At 47.1% G+C, this 17,051-nt stretch carries 10 protein-coding genes; 8 read left to right on the top strand and 2 right to left on the bottom strand.

Annotated elements, in window-relative coordinates:
* Positions 1 to 125: 125 nt before the first annotated feature.
* Entirely contained in the window at positions 126 to 869 is a 744-nt protein-coding gene (gene pssA, locus MGMO_RS07250; protein WP_023494390.1) for a CDP-diacylglycerol--serine O-phosphatidyltransferase, read from the bottom strand.
* Between the two features lie 265 nt (positions 870 to 1,134).
* On the opposite strand from pssA, the gene MGMO_RS07245 reads away from it, so the two are divergent.
* From MGMO_RS07245 to upx, 5 genes are all read left to right on the top strand, one after another.
* Positions 1,135 to 2,364, top strand: a complete 1,230-nt coding sequence (locus MGMO_RS07245) for a pyrophosphate--fructose-6-phosphate 1-phosphotransferase (RefSeq protein WP_023494389.1) — start codon at positions 1,135 to 1,137, stop codon at positions 2,362 to 2,364.
* Positions 2,365 to 2,996: 632 nt separating this feature from the next.
* A complete protein-coding gene (locus tag MGMO_RS07240; protein ID WP_023494388.1) occupies positions 2,997 to 3,437 on the top strand; it encodes a DUF1499 domain-containing protein in 441 nt (146 codons plus the stop codon).
* 28 nt (positions 3,438 to 3,465) lie between these two features.
* Entirely contained in the window at positions 3,466 to 4,848 is a 1,383-nt protein-coding gene (locus MGMO_RS07235; protein WP_023494387.1) for a cryptochrome/photolyase family protein, read from the top strand.
* Between the two features lie 300 nt (positions 4,849 to 5,148).
* Complete coding sequence (locus MGMO_RS07230; RefSeq protein ID WP_023494386.1) at positions 5,149 to 5,568, top strand: hypothetical protein; 420 nt, start codon at positions 5,149 to 5,151, stop codon at positions 5,566 to 5,568.
* Between the two features lie 253 nt (positions 5,569 to 5,821).
* Entirely contained in the window at positions 5,822 to 9,622 is a 3,801-nt protein-coding gene (gene upx, locus MGMO_RS07225) for an anti-phage protein Upx (RefSeq protein WP_023494385.1), read from the top strand.
* A 409-nt stretch (positions 9,623 to 10,031) separates the two neighbouring features.
* On the opposite strand, the gene glgX is transcribed toward upx, so the two are convergent.
* Positions 10,032 to 12,143, bottom strand: coding sequence for a glycogen debranching protein GlgX (gene glgX / locus MGMO_RS07220; protein ID WP_023494384.1), 2,112 nt, complete (start codon positions 12,141 to 12,143; stop codon positions 10,032 to 10,034).
* 292 nt (positions 12,144 to 12,435) lie between these two features.
* On the opposite strand from glgX, the gene glgB reads away from it, so the two are divergent.
* From glgB to MGMO_RS07205, 3 genes are all read left to right on the top strand, one after another.
* On the top strand, positions 12,436 to 14,610 hold the full coding sequence (gene glgB / locus MGMO_RS07215; RefSeq protein ID WP_023494383.1) for a 1,4-alpha-glucan branching protein GlgB: 2,175 nt from the start codon (positions 12,436 to 12,438) through the stop codon (positions 14,608 to 14,610).
* A 72-nt stretch (positions 14,611 to 14,682) separates the two neighbouring features.
* Complete coding sequence (glgA, locus tag MGMO_RS07210; RefSeq protein WP_023494382.1) at positions 14,683 to 16,116, top strand: glycogen synthase GlgA; 1,434 nt, start codon at positions 14,683 to 14,685, stop codon at positions 16,114 to 16,116.
* A 41-nt stretch (positions 16,117 to 16,157) separates the two neighbouring features.
* Entirely contained in the window at positions 16,158 to 17,003 is an 846-nt protein-coding gene (locus MGMO_RS07205; RefSeq protein WP_023494381.1) for a hypothetical protein, read from the top strand.
* Positions 17,004 to 17,051: the final 48 nt, after the last annotated feature.

Genomic DNA, 17,051 nt, shown 5'->3' with positions numbered 1-17,051 from the left:
TACAAACAGGCGCACAGTTTTGCAACCGCGAAGCTGACTTTTAGATAGTGGCTTTTGCCTTGTTTGGTGTGATGGGTAAACATGATGAAAATATAACTGATTAGTCTTCAAGCCACAAGCATATTCTACAATTTGCGCGCTTGTAATCGCCGTTTACGCATAATCAAGGTAACGACAGGCCCTGAAACGGCGTAAGCCAAAAATATTAAAAACAACATCACTTCCGGCTTCGCCATCACAAATGCAAGCCCCAGCATAACGGCAATCGCCACAAAAAAAGTCACCTTCCCTTTTAAGTGCGCTTCCTTAAAGCTGGAATAACGAAAATTGCTCACCATCAACAAACCTGTACAGATTGTCAGCACGAGCGCTGGATATTTGACTACGCTAATATCATAGCCATGCTCGAGTGACATCCAGATAAATCCAGCAAGAACTGCCGCCGCCGCCGGACTGGGTAAGCCTTGAAAATAGCGTTTATCGTCCGTGCCTACTTGGGCATTAAACCGCGCCAAGCGCAAAGCCCCACCCGCCGTGTGGACAAAAGCAGCAAACAAGCCTGCTTTACCGAAGCTGGCGAACGCCCAAAGGTACATGACCAAAGCAGGCGCGACACCGAATGAAGTCATGTCAGACAAGCTATCATACTGTACGCCGAATTCGCTCTGGGTATTGGTCAGACGGGCGACACGACCATCCAAACCATCCAGTATCATGGCAATAAAAATAGCGATTACGGCAGTCTCGAAGCGACCGCCGATGGCCGAAGTAACGGCATAGAAGCCCGAAAACAATGCACCTGTGGTCAGTAAGTTGGGCAATAAATAGATACCGCGTCGGCGAATTGAGCGTTTTTCCGGTTTGTCCATCGTTTATCGGTACGTTTTTTATTCTGAAAAAATAGTAGGATGAAATTATACAACGTGCGGATGTTTCGTATCCAAGTTTAATAAATGCATGTGACAAGTACGTTAAACAGGTCATTTCGTAGCAAAAACAAACGAACAAATGAAAAGATTCAGTTTTAACTATGGTAAAATTCGCGCACCCTTACGCAGCGCAAGACATACCCTGAAATACCCTATGCCGCTGCGGATACTTAAAATTTAACCATAAAACACACGAAGAATTATCATGAATAAACCCAAAAAAGTCGCCATTCTCACTGCCGGTGGTTTAGCCCCGTGCCTTAACTCCGCCATCGGCAGCCTTATCGAGCGTTACAGCGAAATCGACCCTTCGATTGAAATTATTTGCTACCGCAGCGGTTATAAAGGCTTGTTATTAGGCGATTCCTATAAGGTTACGTCAGAAATACGCGAGAAAGCCGGCCTGTTACATAAATTCGGCGGTTCAATCATCGGCAACAGCCGTGTCAAACTCACTAACGTCAAAGACTGCGTGAAACGCGGCCTTGTCAAAGAAGGGGAAGATCCACAAAAAGTCGCCGCCGACCAATTGGTTAAAGACGGCGTGGACATCCTGCACACCATCGGCGGTGACGACACCAACACCGCTGCCGCCGATCTAGCCGCGTTCCTAGCAAGCAACAGCTATGGCTTGACTGTCATCGGCTTGCCCAAAACCGTCGATAACGACGTTTTCCCAATCAAGCAATCACTGGGCGCATGGACGGCTGCGGAACAGGGCGCACGCTATTTCTGGAATGTCGTTGCGGAAAATAACTCCAATCCACGCATGTTGATCGTACATGAAGTCATGGGACGCAGTTGCGGCTGGCTTACGGCGGCAACTGCACTGGAATATCGCAAGTTGTTGGATCGTGCCGAATGGCTGCCCGAACTGGGGCTGGGACGGGATACTTACGAAGTCCACGGTGTATTTATCCCCGAAATGGCGATTGACTTGGACGCGGAAGCTAAACGCCTACGTGCGGTCATGGACAAAGTGGATTGCGTCAATATCTTTATTTCCGAAGGTGCTGGCGTTGAATCCATCGTCGCGGAAATGCAGGCCAAAGGGCAAGAAGTTCCGCGCGATGCCTTCGGTCACGTCAAGTTGGATGCCGTCAACCCCGGCAAATGGTTTGGCGAACAATTCGCGCAAATGATCGGCGCAGAAAAAACTTTAGTGCAAAAATCCGGTTATTTTGCACGGGCCGCCGCTTCCAACGTGGAAGATATCCGCCTTATCAAGTCCTGTGCCGACCTCGCCGTCGAATGTGCTTTCCGTCGCGAATCTGGAGTTATCGGTCACGACGAGGATCGCGGCAATGTGCTAAGGGCGATTGAATTCCCGCGCATCAAAGGCGGCAAACCGTTCGATATCGATGCCGCCTGGTTCAATCAAACATTGTCTGAAATCGGCCAAACGAAAGGGTCGAAAGTGGCTGTCGGGCATTAAGCCGCATTGTCCTTGTTGGTCAACCCAGATTATATAGTTGAAACCGACAGTTAAATCACCCTCTGCAAAGCCGGAGGTGGTTTAACTCGGAAATCGTATGTTGGGTGACATCGAGCGGACGGAACCGGCAACTTATTCGGAAGGCGGAAGTCGCCGTGACCGCCAGTTTGGGAAATAAATGTGCTCGCCGACCAAATCCGAAGGCATGGCACGAAACCTGTCGATACCGCTTTAGCCCGAATATCGGCCTGCCTAAATCGCGGACGCTAGTGAGGATCAATATCTGCGGACGGTCACAAACATAATATACGTGTTGAGCGTCTATCAATCCAAGCATCAAGGTACGTCCACCACCTTGAATCCGTGTTACGGCTATTCCCGTTGGATCGGCAATGCGTTAAGCCGAAATCGTCTTGATGGACTGTTCTCTACCAACACATTCGATGCCGCCGAAAATATAGTTTGCATCACCCTGAGTCTGGCCAGGCTTGAAAGAATGTGTTTGAGCGATTAAGCAGCAATAGGTAATATAGCATTAATGGCTTGAATGACCATGGACATAATTTTATACGTTCAATCTTTCCTTGACATGGACAAATTCAACCGTAAATTAGTACCTAAACAATCTACTTATGAAACTTAATCTCATTTTTTTTATTCTCGTAACGATTGCCAGTATGACAACGTACGCCAACACGCCTGCCATAAAGAAGTTGCCGCCTTGTAAAGATACGCCGAACTGCGTATCCAGCCAAGCACTGGATGAAGGGCATTATATTGCGCCTTTTAAGATTTCTGGCGACCCAACGCTGGCCTGGCAAGCATTACGTAAAGCCATCATAACGCATGACCGTATGATCCTGACCCACGAGACGGAAAACACGCTCCATGCCGAAGCAACCAGTTTAGTGTTGCAATTTGTCGATGATATCGACGCTATCCTTGATGCGAAGGCAGGATTGATTCATATACGTTCAGCATCGCGCCGGGGACACAGCGATTTTGGCGTCAACCGTAAGCGCATCGAAGCTATCAGGACGCAATTACGAAAACTGCATGTTTTGTTGGGGTAGTGGTTTTATGTAAATAGTCAGGCCACCTATGCATAAAAACCGGTACACGACCTCCTTATTCATTTTTAGGCGTGACCTGCGGATTCATGACAACAGCGCGCTCAATCAGGCGATAAGCTGTTCTTCCGCTGTCCTTCCCTGCTTCATTTTTGACCCTAGGCAAATTCAACCCCATCCCTACCAAAGTAAGCCCGCTTTGCATTTTATGCGGCAATCGTTAAGGGATCTCCAAAATGAATTTCTGTCCCTAGGTTTCAAGCTTGCGTTTTATGTCGACCTGCCTATCACGGTCATAAAACAGGCTGCCCAACAATATCGGATACAAGCGGTGTTCATTAACCGTGATTACACGCCATTCAGCCGTATGCGCGATGGCGAATTGGCTCAAGTTTGCCAAGACTTAAACATAGACTTTCACGTTGTCCCCGATTGTTTGCTGATAGAACCCGAACAAGCGCTTAAAAGTGACGGCAGCCCTTACCAAGTTTTCACCGCCTTTTACAACAATGCCCGACTATTCCCAGTCGCCCTGCCCACTCCATTAGCAAGGGCAAATTTTATCCATATTGAGGAGAAAATTAACATCGACCTATCGGTTTTCCCTCCAACCGAAACGCTTGTAAATGGCATGACCGGCGGTCGTCAACTGGCCATTGCCTTATTAAACGCGTTAGCCAAGCACGTTGATTATCAAGCATTGCGCGATTACCCTGCGCAGGACGCCAGCAGCCGACTGTCGGCACACTTAAAATTTGGAACTTGTTCAATACGAGAAGCCTATTCTGCGATAATCCAACAATTGGGGCCAGAACACCCTTTGCTTAGGCAATTATACTGGCGAGACTTTTTCACCCATATCGCTTTCCATTTCCCGCACGTATTTGGCAAGGCTTTTCATAGCCGATACGACAAGCTCGTCTGGAAAGACGATCAGGATGCTTTTCGACGATGGTCTGAGGGTAATACAGGATTTCCTCTGGTCGATGCAGGGATGCGCGAGCTGAACACAACCGGTTTCATGCACAATCGCGTACGGATGGTCGCAGCATCGTTCCTGACTAAAGACCTGCACATCAGTTGGCGCTGGGGCGAACGTTATTTTGCCCAGCACCTTATCGATTATGATCCTTGCGTTAACAATGGTAACTGGCAATGGTCCGCTTCAACGGGCTGCGATGCCCAACCGTATTTCAGGATTTTCAACCCTTGGTTACAACAACAAAAGTTTGATCCAGACTGCCGTTATATCTATCGCTGGATACCCGAACTCACAAGCATGCCAGTAAACGCTATCCATAACTGGTACAGTAGATATTCAGGCAGCCTGTACCCGGCACCAATGGTCGACCATAGCCGTGAAAGCCAAGTAGCCAGGCAATGTTACAAGGCATTGGATTCGGCAAACACATAAAAAACAGCTTCCCTTGTTTTGCATAATCATTTCTGCCCTCTAGGTGGATTTTCACTGGTTTTTAAGTGCCTGTTCAAGTATTGTTTAAATATATTTTGACAAGATGACACTTGAGCCGTAAGTTGTGGCTAACATTAAATATGAATGCGAACGCAATCAAATTCGTCGTATTGCCAATTGCAAGATCGGCAAACATCCAAACAGATGAGATAAACGCCTAGTGAATATGCCTTTTATCCTAATGCCCTCCTCTATAGCCCTCCCAACGTGTTTGGGAGATGCTTCTTTTTAAGGTAGTTTATGAGCGAAATCGAGACTAAAATCATGCAAGTGGTAAAATTTTTTGTGGATGCCAATTTTTATATCTCGGTGTTGGTCTTGGTCTACGGAGGCCTATCCGCGATTACTGAGAATTACAGTATTTTCAAGTTCAATGAAGATCTTTTTGGCGTCATGCACAATAATCTAAGGATTGCCCTGCTCTACCTAGCAATGACAGAAATAGTGGTCTGTGGGTATTGTTTGGTCACCAAACAGCCCAAGATGATGCTCTTTGTGGGATATTTCTTGATTATGATGATGGGTTCACTGGCTTTTTATGGAAAGATCAACGATGTTGCTATCGATGACCGCATTCCTGTGTTTTTCCTGTACACAGGTATTTCACATATTGCATACGGGCTAATGTCCGGCTTAAGGAAATTCTTGCAAAACCCGTAACGATAAAACCATCGATCGGTTGCCGTTAAAACCAAAAACTATTTAGGCTGACCAGTAAAATCATACTGACCGCTCATTCTCATGTTGACCGCAAGTGGAGCTATCGACCCTTATCTGTCTTTAAGGTGATGTGCTTTAATGACCGCTGTTTGGTCTATTGCGGCAATTCGCTTTTACGTGATACCGGCCTGTTTTCAAAATTGCATCCGCTATATTCGCACCATCAACTAAAAATCAAGGAGAAAAAATTCTAATGTCACATGATGATGCGAATATCGACTGGAAAACACTTAAGTCATTTTTTGATGAGCAAACGCGATGGGCTTCACTATCTGTAACCATCCAAGAGATTGCAGACGACAACAAGGCACTCGTCCGTGATCTATCCCACTACGATCCCAACATTAGCATTCCGCTTCTGGCAGGTCTTTTGACACTCCCAGAATACCAAACGCAGTGTATCAGGCTTGAAATACTGGTCGCATTGGCTGTGATTTTCTGTAAAGGTCGGAAGAAACCTAAGATTGATAATGCGGTGCGCTGGTTTTTCCAAATTGGAAAATCTCGATGCGTAGTGGGTGAAGACCCGGCGGAAGATGTCTTTGTATCACTCGTAACTGACCGCAACGGAAACTATCGTCTTGTTGAAGGCGTCTGGGAAGCAGCTGGCTTCTACACGCAATGTGTTTTGGAAGTCGTTTCAACAATGCCTGATTCCGGGAGATTCGGGCGGATTAAAAGAAGCTTTCGCGCACTTCTCATGATATCTGAAATTGTTTGTGAAAATGCCGAATTGAGCCGTTATCAGCTTGGATCGGATGAGCGACATACAGCACTTTCTCCTCGCAAACTTCCTGGACGAAATGCTCTAATCTCACGGGTTACCATCTCATTTGAGGTGCTTAGTGAGAGAGGAATTACTAAAGCCGATATTGCACCATTCCTTTTTGATCACCAGATGAAAAACGGCCTAGTCGCGGAACAAATTGGATGCAGCGACTTGGATCGCTGTCCGCTTATACTCCAATCAAACACACACCTCTCTGTTGCCTTACCCTCAGCACTATCTGTTGCGGCCAGAGATTTTGTCATATCGCATATCATTAAAATTGAGCAGGTTGATGCTTTCAATAGTGCGCTTGCAAAGAACTATTCAGCGATATTCTTCAATACGCCACTGCTGGGTGGCCAGATGCGATCCCCCGTCTTATGGAAAAAATTAGGCCCGCATCGCTTGTCTATATTCGCAATTGAGGTCGATCGAGGTTATTTCATTTCTTACCACTTGTTTCTGACTTCCGTGGAAACGCATGCCGATGGCGGTTTTAAGTCTGAGTATCAAGACGAAGGCGCGCTTACAGACGCTTTGCAGGAATCAATCAGCAGCGCGATAGAGCAATTTTCGAAACGCCCCGATTTTAAAGAAGGCTTGATAATCCTGGTCGGCTGCGGTTGGGGGAAAGGCTATGTTACTCAAGAAATAGAGGTGAATCATCCCAAATGGCGTTTCGAAAGCATGTCCGCAGCCGACCTCGTTCGCCTTAGTTGGCTTGGTGATATGAATCCCAGCTATTTCTGGCGCATTCAAGATGGACTTGAGGCCGTGACGAAGACTGGAGTGCGTATTTTCAACCCGAACGGCATACTGAACCTCATAGGCTGGGTGCGCAGCAATGACGGACACTTTGTGCCGCACGCCCAGCTCTTAGACGAGGAAGTCTCGCCCGAGCAGCCTTTGATGCTCAGTCTTCCTATTAACCTTCTTAAGGGAGTGCGAGCTGAGGCCGACCTTGGCTATGATCGCCATCGCGCAGTCGATAATACCGGTGTCTGGCACGATGTTCAGCATTTAGGGCCTAACCCATTTTTTACCAGCGAGAGTGCTCGGCGACTCTATGCTTCAATGGGCCATGCGCTGGATGGGAAGTTTATGTCCGTCTATGAAGGTAAGTTCCAGCTATGGCTTTCACTAGAAACGCCGAATATCTCCGATAGAGAAATTACCTTCCGGCTATGGGAGATGGCAAACGAATGGCTGCATCGTATCGGCAGCAAACTCGATAGGTACGCAGGGCATCTGACAAAGGCAACAAATTTAAAAGTGCATGTTGAGTTTCAAGATATTGATCCGCCTAACGAGCCTGGACAAAAACCTAAGCTCGATGACCTTACTCAATTCTGCGTAGTCAACGAGCATGAGGAGGAGCCAAATGCCATTAAGGCGGTCTTCAAAGCCGGTTTTATAAGCGGTTTTGGCATTGCAGAGAATGTCGCAGAGCGGCTATTTGTCCTCAATGTTTCGCGTGCCTTCCTGCACCTTTTAAACGTGACAGATATCGATGGAGACGCCGAAGAGATTACGAGGAATGTCGTTCAAAATCAGGAAGCCCGTAGTTTCCATGTTATTCATGCTCACCACTTCATTGACTATGTGCATGATACACTACCGGAAAAGCTTGTCATCATTGACGAGATTGACGATGCAGCCGCGAAAATAGGTCTGGGGTGGCGTGTCCATGATCGAGTGCACGGCAACAAAATTGAAGGGCGGGAAGCCTGTACCAGCTTTCTCGGAAAAGTCGTCGATGTTTTGCTAGCAGAAATCTGCGAAATGCTTATTTCCGTCGAGCGTATTTCGACACTAAAGCGGTTATTAGCTAACAGTGAAAAAGCGAGTGTGGAAGAAAATCACTGGAGGAGAACATCAGCTGCGATAATCGGGCTTCATGGCCAAGTTGATACGACTATTCAGAGATACGTGAAGCAGACATCGAAGTTTGCCGGTGCTGGCATTGCGAGCCGCGTATTGATTGAGATGGCCGTGTGCGTATGCCCTTTTAACGATGGAGCACAACTATCGGACATCGAATTGAGCAAATTGATTGCGCGGGCTTCCTTGCTTGTTCGCATCGGAGGCCTCTCTGATGCGATTCACTATAACGCGCTATCTCCTGAACTTACAATCTCCTCTCTTGGCGACATATTGTTTCGTGATGATTTTGGGGAGCTGGTTGTTCAGCCAATGTTGTCGCGCGTGATAGGTGAGAAATTCATCGCCAACGCCCCTTTGCAAAAAAAGAATTACGATGAACCGGTGTTTACTTCCACAAGTAAAGGCCAAATTGACGAAGAATTCTGGCGCATCTGGAAAGTCGAGGTGGGATTTGACTTGGATGAGGCCCGTAACATAATTGATGCCTTAGAAAATAAAGGCATCACCGATCATTCCGCAATCTTTAGTATTTCACAACGCGAATATTTTTCTTTGGTTTGCTCAGACCAAGTTTCAGGAGATGCTGCAGCAAAGTTCCTTGAGCAATTTTCGCTTAAAACTCGTCACCGCTGGGATAAACCATCGAAAGGCTTTGCGATGAAAGACATCTATCCATGGCGGTTCGGCAGAAGGTTGTCATTCGCGACTCGTCCGATTCTGAAAGTAGACGAAAGCGATGATCCACTATTGCTTATTGCCCCTGCTGCACTCCGAAATGGTTTTGCTTATGTCGTTGATGGAGCTTATAGTGGCCGCTTTGGCCAGTCCTTTTTTCAGTCCGACGAAATGAAAAATACTTGGTGGGGAAAGGCTAGCGAGGGGCATAGCTTCAACGCCGAGGTTGCGCAACGTTTGTTGGATGCTGGCTGGCAAATTCGGGAAAACATTGAAATTCCAGAACTACTCAACCAAAAGACGGTACAGGACTTCGGTGATGTCGATGTCCTTGCTTGGAGGCCGGATCGACAAGACGTTTTGGTAATTGAGTGTAAAGACCTGTCGTTGGCTCGAAACTATTCAGAGATTGCGGCATTGCTTTCCAGTTTTCAAGGTGCAGATGTTGATGGAAAGCCTGATAGTTTAAAAAAGCACTTGATCCGCGTTTCTATCCTCGAACGAAGTCTTGAGCGGCTACAACGCTTTACAGGCATTCAAGAGCCCAACATCGTCTCATGCCTTGTTTGTAGCGGAGTTGTACCTATGCAGTACTCAAAAATCGAAGCTTTATCTAAGACGCATGTTGGCTCGGTCGACGATCTCCTTGTACTCTATAGTTGTTAATCAGTGGATGATATTAAACTGCTGTGGCTTCGAATCATTGAAAAGAGGTTAAACAAGTTTACTATATGACTGCTTTAGGGGAGGTGCGGATGCAAGTGCCTTGGTTAACGGCGGATCGCTTTTGGCCGTATTCTGGCAATCGCTGATTTGACTGGTCAGTATGAAATCAGCGGTCAATAAAGGTTTTAGTGGTCAGCTTATGAAAATGAGTGGCCAAAATCGTGAGAATACTCAATACCGGCGCATTAGGTTTTATCAGCCATCCTGCTTGATAAAATGACAATACAACAACCCGTTACAACAAGGCATACAAAAAATAACCCAAAATCCATAACCCATCGGGTCAATTCGATGGTTAACCTGATACCCGTGTTCACTATTACGGTTTAGCTTTAAAAACACAAGCCGTTTATGGCACAAACAAATTTGAATGAGAGCCCCTGTTTTCGAGGACAACAATCGTTTTAGAATTTACAGTATAGGTTTGATTTTTTATCAACTGTTGGTGTCGAGGGGGAATAACCTCGTGAAATGACGGCAATGACGTGTCAACAGCCAGGCACCATTCTTTACCGCTGATCAATGGCACATCTACCGACGCTTTTTCATCCGACATATTCATTACGATATGCAAATCCGCTTCATCGGCATGCATTCCAGCCAAGGTATAAGCCAATAGCCTAGTTTCCGGTTCGTTCCATTGAGGCTGATCTATCTGTGTCCCATGCCAGCTTATGTCTTTGATATTTTTGCCTTCAACATTGTTGCCTGTCAGAAACTGCCTTCTCATGATCGAAGGGTGCCTTTTACGAAGTGCGATCATCTGTTGGACAAAATTGACCATATCGGCATTTTGCGCCGCCGTATCCCAGTCCAGCCAGGATAGCCCATTATCCTGGCAATAGGCATTATTGTTACCCATTTGACTATTTAAAAACTCGTCGCCAGCAAGTAACATGGGAACGCCCTGACTGAGCAACAAAATCGCAAAAACATTTTTTGCCTGTTGTTTTCTTAGTTGCAAAATACTGCTGTCTTCGGTATCCCCCTCTATGCCGCAGTTGTAACTGTAATTTTCGTTACAGCCATCTAGGTTGTTTTCGCCATTGGCTAGATTCTTTTTTTCGTTGTAACTGAACAAGTCATATAAGGTAAATCCGTCATGACAGGTGACAAAATTAATGCTGCTAATAGGCAAACGCCCCTGATGTTCATAGAGGTCACTGCTGCCACAAATGCGGGTGGCGACTTCCGATAATAGGCCCGCATCGCCACGCACAAAGCGCCTAATGACATCGCGATACCTCCCGTTCCATTCCCCCCAGCGGTAACCGGGGAAACTGCCGACTTGATACAGTCCAGCCGCGTCCCATGCCTCGGCAATTAACTTGGTCTTAAAAAGTTGCTCCGACAATTCGATTCCCCACAATACTGGAGGGTCTTCAAGGACTTCGCCATGCTCACCCCGGGTCAATGCGCTAGCCAAATCAAAGCGGAAGCCATCGACATGCATTTCATTGACCCAATATTCCAGGCAACTGATGATAAAGCTTGCCACCAGGGGATGATTGGCGTTGACCGTATTACCGCAGCCGGTGTAATCGATAAAAATGGTCTTATCAAATTTGTCGTGGTGATAAAAAATTTTTCCGCCTATCCCCTTAAAATTGATTATGGGCCCTATCGCGCCGGATTCGGCAGTGTGGTTGAAAACCACATCCATGATAATGCCGATTCCTGCCTTATGTAAGGCTTTGACTAAGTCGCGAAATTCCTGGATATGAGTGCCTTCTTCGGGCGTTACGCAATAGCCGGGATGGGGGCTGAAGAAACTGTGCGTACTGTAGCCCCAATAATTTTTTAACCCCAGGTCGTAGGTATTACGAGGAACATCTTGTTCATCGAAAGCCATAACAGGCAACAGTTCAACATGGGTAATACCCAATTGCTGTAGATAAGGAATTTTTTCAATCAAGCCGGAAAACGTGCCTGGATGAGCCACTTTTGCGGATGAATGCCGCGTAAAGCCGCCGACATGCAATTCGTAAATAATCGATTTTTCACTACTGATGCGCATCGGGAGGTCGCCTTCCCAGTCATAGCGATCGTCCACGACACAACAGCGCATTGCGGTACGGCTGTTATCGCCCGGTTTGCAGCCCGCTTTGCGGCTCCAGTTTTTCTGGCTGACCGTCCGTGCCCAAGGGTCGATCAGGTGCTTTTCTTTATCGAAGCTAAAGCCGTTTTCGCGGGTTAAGTTGGCGCCGTCGATACGCCAGTTATACCAAGTGCCTAAAGGTAACGCGACAATAAAGACGTGCCAGTAATAAAAAGTGCGATTGATTTTCTTCTGCAACGATATTACCAAAAAAGGTTCTACGTCTTCGGCGGTTTCGAACAGCAACAATTCGACATCTGTCGCATATCGGCTAAAGATAGAAAAGTTAGCGCCGCCGCCGTAATGTTTGCAACCAAAGGGATAACAATTTCCAGGTTTTATTTCGTACTCTTTTTTTTGCATAAGGGTATCTGGCTTTAAATCAAGTCATATTGTAATTCATTGCCTACATTTAGGCTGCAATAACCTGTTATCGTTTTTTCATGCGGCATCAAACATGGCTTTTAAGTATTTCAGTATCTCGAATTTGGTACGCCATCTTATTGCAGGTTGGGTTGAGCATAGGATGGACGAGAAATATCCGGGCATTTTTCAGCACCTGAAACCCGTAGATACTATTTTTCGTTCAATGACTAAGGCCTTTCTTTGTTACCATAACTTGAAATTGATTTTACTACACTAAGGAGATCAGACGGTGAAAAACACAAACGACTACCAGCTGGACGCGGAATCCATCAAAATTGCCGAAGCCAGACACCACGATCCTTTTTCAGTGTTAGGCCGGCATCAAAAAAACAACCAAACGTATATCAAGGTTTTCCTGCCTTATGCTGAAAACGTTAAGCTCTATCACGATAATGCCCTTGTGCAACGCATAGAAGGCACCGATTTTTTTGAATACGCCGTCGACAAAGAATTGCTGCCACAACATTATCAACTTGCATGGCTCGATAAAAATGGCATTAGCCATATCGATTACGATCCCTACGATTTTCAAGTGCAATTGCCGGAATTTGACCAGCACCTGTTTGGAGAAGGTAGGCATTGGCATATTTACCAAAAGCTGGGAGGCCATCTACACACAGCCGACGGAATTGATGGTGTCCTGTTCACTGTCTGGGCGCCTAACGCCGGACGTGTCAGTGTGGTTGGCGACTTCAACCACTGGGACGGTCGATGTCACCCCATGCGTAGCTTGGGCGGCGGCGGGCTCTGGGAATTGTTCGTTCCGGGCTTAACCGAAGGTTGCCTGTATAAATTCGAAATATTGAATCGTTTCAGCAATGAAATATTGGTGAAAACCGATCCCTTCGGACAACAGTTTGAACTTCGCCCGAATACGTCATCTATTGTGGTCAAAGAGGGCGTTTATGCTTGGGAGGACGGACAATGGCTTGCCAAACGGACTGGCAACCATTGGCTACATGAACCAATGTCGATCTATGAAGTCCATCTCGGTTCTTGGCGACTAGATAATCAAGGGCAGTTCTACAATTACCGCGAAGTCGCAAGCCAACTCGTTGAATACGTCAAACGACTGGGCTTTACGCATATCGAATTACTGCCCATCACCGAGCATCCACTGGACGCTTCCTGGGGTTACCAGACTACGGGCTATTTTGCCCCGACCAGTCGCTTTGGTTCGCCCGACGATTTCCGGTATTTTGTCGATACCTTCCACCTAAATGGCATAGGCGTGATCCTGGACTGGGTCCCTGCGCATTTTCCCAAGGATGCCTTTGCCCTTGCCCGGTTTGATGGTAGCGCTTTATACGAACACGAAGACCCCCGCAAGGGCGAACACCGTGACTGGGGTACGTTGATTTATAACTATGGCCGCAATGAGGTCAAAAACTTCTTGCTGGCCAGCGCCATTTTCTGGCTGGAAGAATTCCATCTTGACGGCTTGCGGGTGGATGCGGTTGCGTCCATGTTGTACCTGGATTATTCCCGTAACGATGGGGACTGGCTGCCTAACTGTTATGGCGGCAATGAAAATCTGGAAGCAATTGATTTTTTAAGGGAATTGAATTCGGTTACCCACGACCAGCATCCCGGTACGGTCATCATGGCGGAAGAATCCACGTCCTGGCCGCAAGTTACCCGTCCAACCTGGACAGGAGGTTTGGGCTTTTCCATGAAATGGAATATGGGTTGGATGCATGACGTGCTGTCCTATATGAGCCAGGAATCCGTGCATCGAAAGTACCATCACGACCAGCTCACGTTCGGTATGCTGTATGCGTTTACCGAAAATTTTACCCTACCGTTTTCCCATGATGAGGTGGTTCACGGCAAAGGTTCTTTACTGAATAAGATGCCCGGTGATGACTGGCAACGTTTCGCCAATTTACGGCTCTTGTACACATTCATGTTTACCTATCCCGGCAAGAAATTATTGTTTATGGGCTGCGAGTTCGGTCAAGGGACGGAATGGAGCTTTAATAAGGCATTGGATTGGTATGTACTCGATTATCCGCATCACCAAGGCATACAAGCACTGGTGAAAGACTTAAACTACCTTTATAAAGCGCATCCGGCATTGCATCGCTTTGATTTTGACCATCGCGGTTTTGAATGGATCGATTGCCATGACGTGCAGCAATCCATCATCAGTTACCGCCGTAAAAGCGAGCATGAGGATATCTGTGTTATCCTCAATTTTACGCCCGTCCCCCGCGAATTTTATCGTATCGGGGTGCCTAAAGCGGGTGTTTACACGGAGATATTCAATTCGGATTCCAAGTATTACGACGGCAGCAATGTCGGCAATGGCGAAGTGTTGTCTGAGCCTGTCCCCTGGATGAACCAGGCCCATTCGATTTGTGTTTCTTTGCCGCCTTTGGGTGCGATCATCCTGAAACTTTAACAACCCCATTATTACGATGATGGCGGGATTATCCGCCATGCATGTTAATTAAATGATCGTCAAGAATCATCTATGAAAAAAATATTGTTTGTTTCCAGTGAAGCCCATCCCCTGATAAAAACAGGAGGACTTGCCGATGTGTCTGGTAGCTTGCCCAAAGCCCTTGCTGAACTGTCCCAGGACGTGCGCTTGATATTGCCTAACTATCAGGGCATTAAGTCGGATAAGGAGGTGCGTTTTTTATGTTCGTTGCGCGTGGATAACCGTGACGTCAACCTGCTTGAAACGCAGTTGCCGGACAGCGAGATAACCGTCTGGCTGGTCGATTATCCTGAATTCTATCATCGTCCAGGCAACCCTTACTTAGATGGGCTGGGAAATTCCTGGCCGGACAATGCCGACCGCTTCGCCCTGTTTTGTCGGATTGCGGTTGAGGTGGCCATGAACAGGGCTAACCTGGATTGGCAACCCGATATTGTCCATTGTAACGACTGGCAAAGTGGTTTGGTGCCGGCTTTGTTGTCGTTGGAGGTCGACTCTCCCGCTTCCGTGTTCACCATCCACAATTTGGCATACCAAGGCTTGTTCCCGGCAGAAAGTATCCAAGGATTAAGCCTGCCGGGCCAATTGTGGCATCCAGAAGGCTTGGAGTTTTACCACATGCTGTCCTTCATCAAAGGCGGCTTGGTTTATGCCGATCATATCACCACCGTCAGCCCAACCTATGCATTGGAAATCCAAACGTCAGCATACGGCTGTGGTTTGGAGGGGCTGCTACTGCACAGGAAGGATGTCCTGAGAGGCATACTCAATGGCATTGACCTTGAGGTATGGAGCCCTGAAACCGACCCGTTGATTCCCCAGCATTACCGTATTGCATCGTTAGCCGATAAGCAATATAACAAGTCCGAGATACAACGTAAGTTTGCCTTACCAGTCAATGATCATGTCCCCCTGTTTGGCTTGATCGGGCGGCTGGTCGAGCAAAAAGGTATCGACCTGATTATCGACTGCCTGCCTGATATGCTATCCATGCCTATGCAATTGGTATTGCTTGGTTCAGGCGACAAAGTTTATGAGCAGCGCTTGCAGAATCTTGCCCATGTCTACCCTGACAAGATGGCCATCACTTTAGGTTACGACGAACCATTGGCGCATTTAATTGAAGCAGGTTCTGATGTTTTCCTTATGCCGTCGCGGTTTGAACCATGCGGACTGAACCAAATGTACAGCCAACGTTACGGTACATTGCCGATTGTCAGGAAAACCGGCGGGTTGGCCGATACCGTGGTCGATACCTTGCCCGAAACTATTGCCGACCGAACGGCAACGGGTTTTGTCTTCAATGAAGCCAGCGCCAGCTCGCTGTTGGAAGCCATCAAACGTGCCATGATCCTGTATAGCGACAAAAAGGCCTGGGCCACAATCCAAACCAATGCCATGAAAAAAGATTTTTCCTGGCGGCACAGCGCGGAGCAGTATTTAATGCTTTATCGGAATTTATAGGCTAATCTGATAGCAGGTTTGATGAAACGATTGGGTGTGTTATGAAAAAGCCAACTTTACCGGTGCTGCTTTTGATGCTTATCATTCCGACAATATCCCTGGCGGAATCTGTAGTTGAAATCATCACCGTTTACAATCGTCCTGCCTCCGAATTTCAGCCCTTGCTCATTCCCTTGCTGGAAAGCACGGATCAAATCGTCGCCAATGGTGATTCGATTATCGTAAAGACGACTCCTGAGCGTTTGCAAACTATCACTAATCTTATTCGCAAGCTGGATAATCCGGTCAATAACCTTTTAATCACCGTCATCCAAAGCAGGAATGCCACTGCCGAGCAGTTAAATGCGGGGATCGGTTTCGATATCGATACGCCCTTACCTAACGCTTCAGGCCCTAGATATAATGTGGGCAATGACCGCAATCCATTGCAAGGCCGTATTTATGGCCAAAATTCAAAAATCAACAGTACGCACGACAATCAAAACACCCAAACGATCAGGACATTAGAAGGCGAAACCGCCCACATAAAGGTCGGCAATACTTATCCGATTACCAATTATCAAGTCAACCCTGGCGGTTATGGTTACCCCGCTGTTACCCAGTCAACCCAATTGGTTGAAGCCTCGACTGGTTTTGAGGTTACGCCAAGGCTGGTAGGTCAACAAGTCGTGATGGACGTGTCGCCATGGTCAGACAGGTTCAACGGGCAAGGCCAAATACAGTCGCAAGAGGCCCAGACAACGATCCGGGCCAACCTGGGCGAATGGGTCGATTTGGGCGGCGTTGACGAAAGCGGACAAAGTGCTGGGAACACGACATTTTCCTATAACCGCCAATCCAGGCAAAACAACCTGCATATTTTGGTCAAAGTGGATTTGGTGAATTAGCCAAACTAGCGCGTGGTTTAAAAGTTTAACCGTATTTACAAAACAACG

Origin of the sequence: Methyloglobulus morosus KoM1 (genome assembly GCF_000496735.2) — a bacterium.
Taxonomy (GTDB): domain Bacteria; phylum Pseudomonadota; class Gammaproteobacteria; order Methylococcales; family Methylomonadaceae; genus Methyloglobulus; species Methyloglobulus morosus.
Note: the sequence above shows the minus strand (reverse complement) of the source record. Positions and strands in the feature narration are given on the sequence as shown.

Bases quoted from the DNA above. Each gene is read 5' to 3' on its own strand.
- MGMO_RS07205 (WP_023494381.1), top strand. From the start codon at position 16,158: ATGAAAAAGCCAACTTTACCGGTGCTGCTTTTGATGCTTATCATTCCG.
- upx (WP_023494385.1), top strand. From the start codon at position 5,822: ATGTCACATGATGATGCGAATATCGACTGGAAAACACTTAAGTCATTT.
- MGMO_RS07245 (WP_023494389.1), top strand. From the start codon at position 1,135: ATGAATAAACCCAAAAAAGTCGCCATTCTCACTGCCGGTGGTTTAGCC.
- glgA (WP_023494382.1), top strand. From the start codon at position 14,683: ATGAAAAAAATATTGTTTGTTTCCAGTGAAGCCCATCCCCTGATAAAA.
- MGMO_RS07235 (WP_023494387.1), top strand. From the start codon at position 3,466: ATGCATAAAAACCGGTACACGACCTCCTTATTCATTTTTAGGCGTGAC.
- glgX (WP_023494384.1), bottom strand. From the start codon at position 12,143: ATGCAAAAAAAAGAGTACGAAATAAAACCTGGAAATTGTTATCCCTTT.
- MGMO_RS07240 (WP_023494388.1), top strand. From the start codon at position 2,997: ATGAAACTTAATCTCATTTTTTTTATTCTCGTAACGATTGCCAGTATG.
- MGMO_RS07230 (WP_023494386.1), top strand. From the start codon at position 5,149: ATGAGCGAAATCGAGACTAAAATCATGCAAGTGGTAAAATTTTTTGTG.
- pssA (WP_023494390.1), bottom strand. From the start codon at position 869: ATGGACAAACCGGAAAAACGCTCAATTCGCCGACGCGGTATCTATTTA.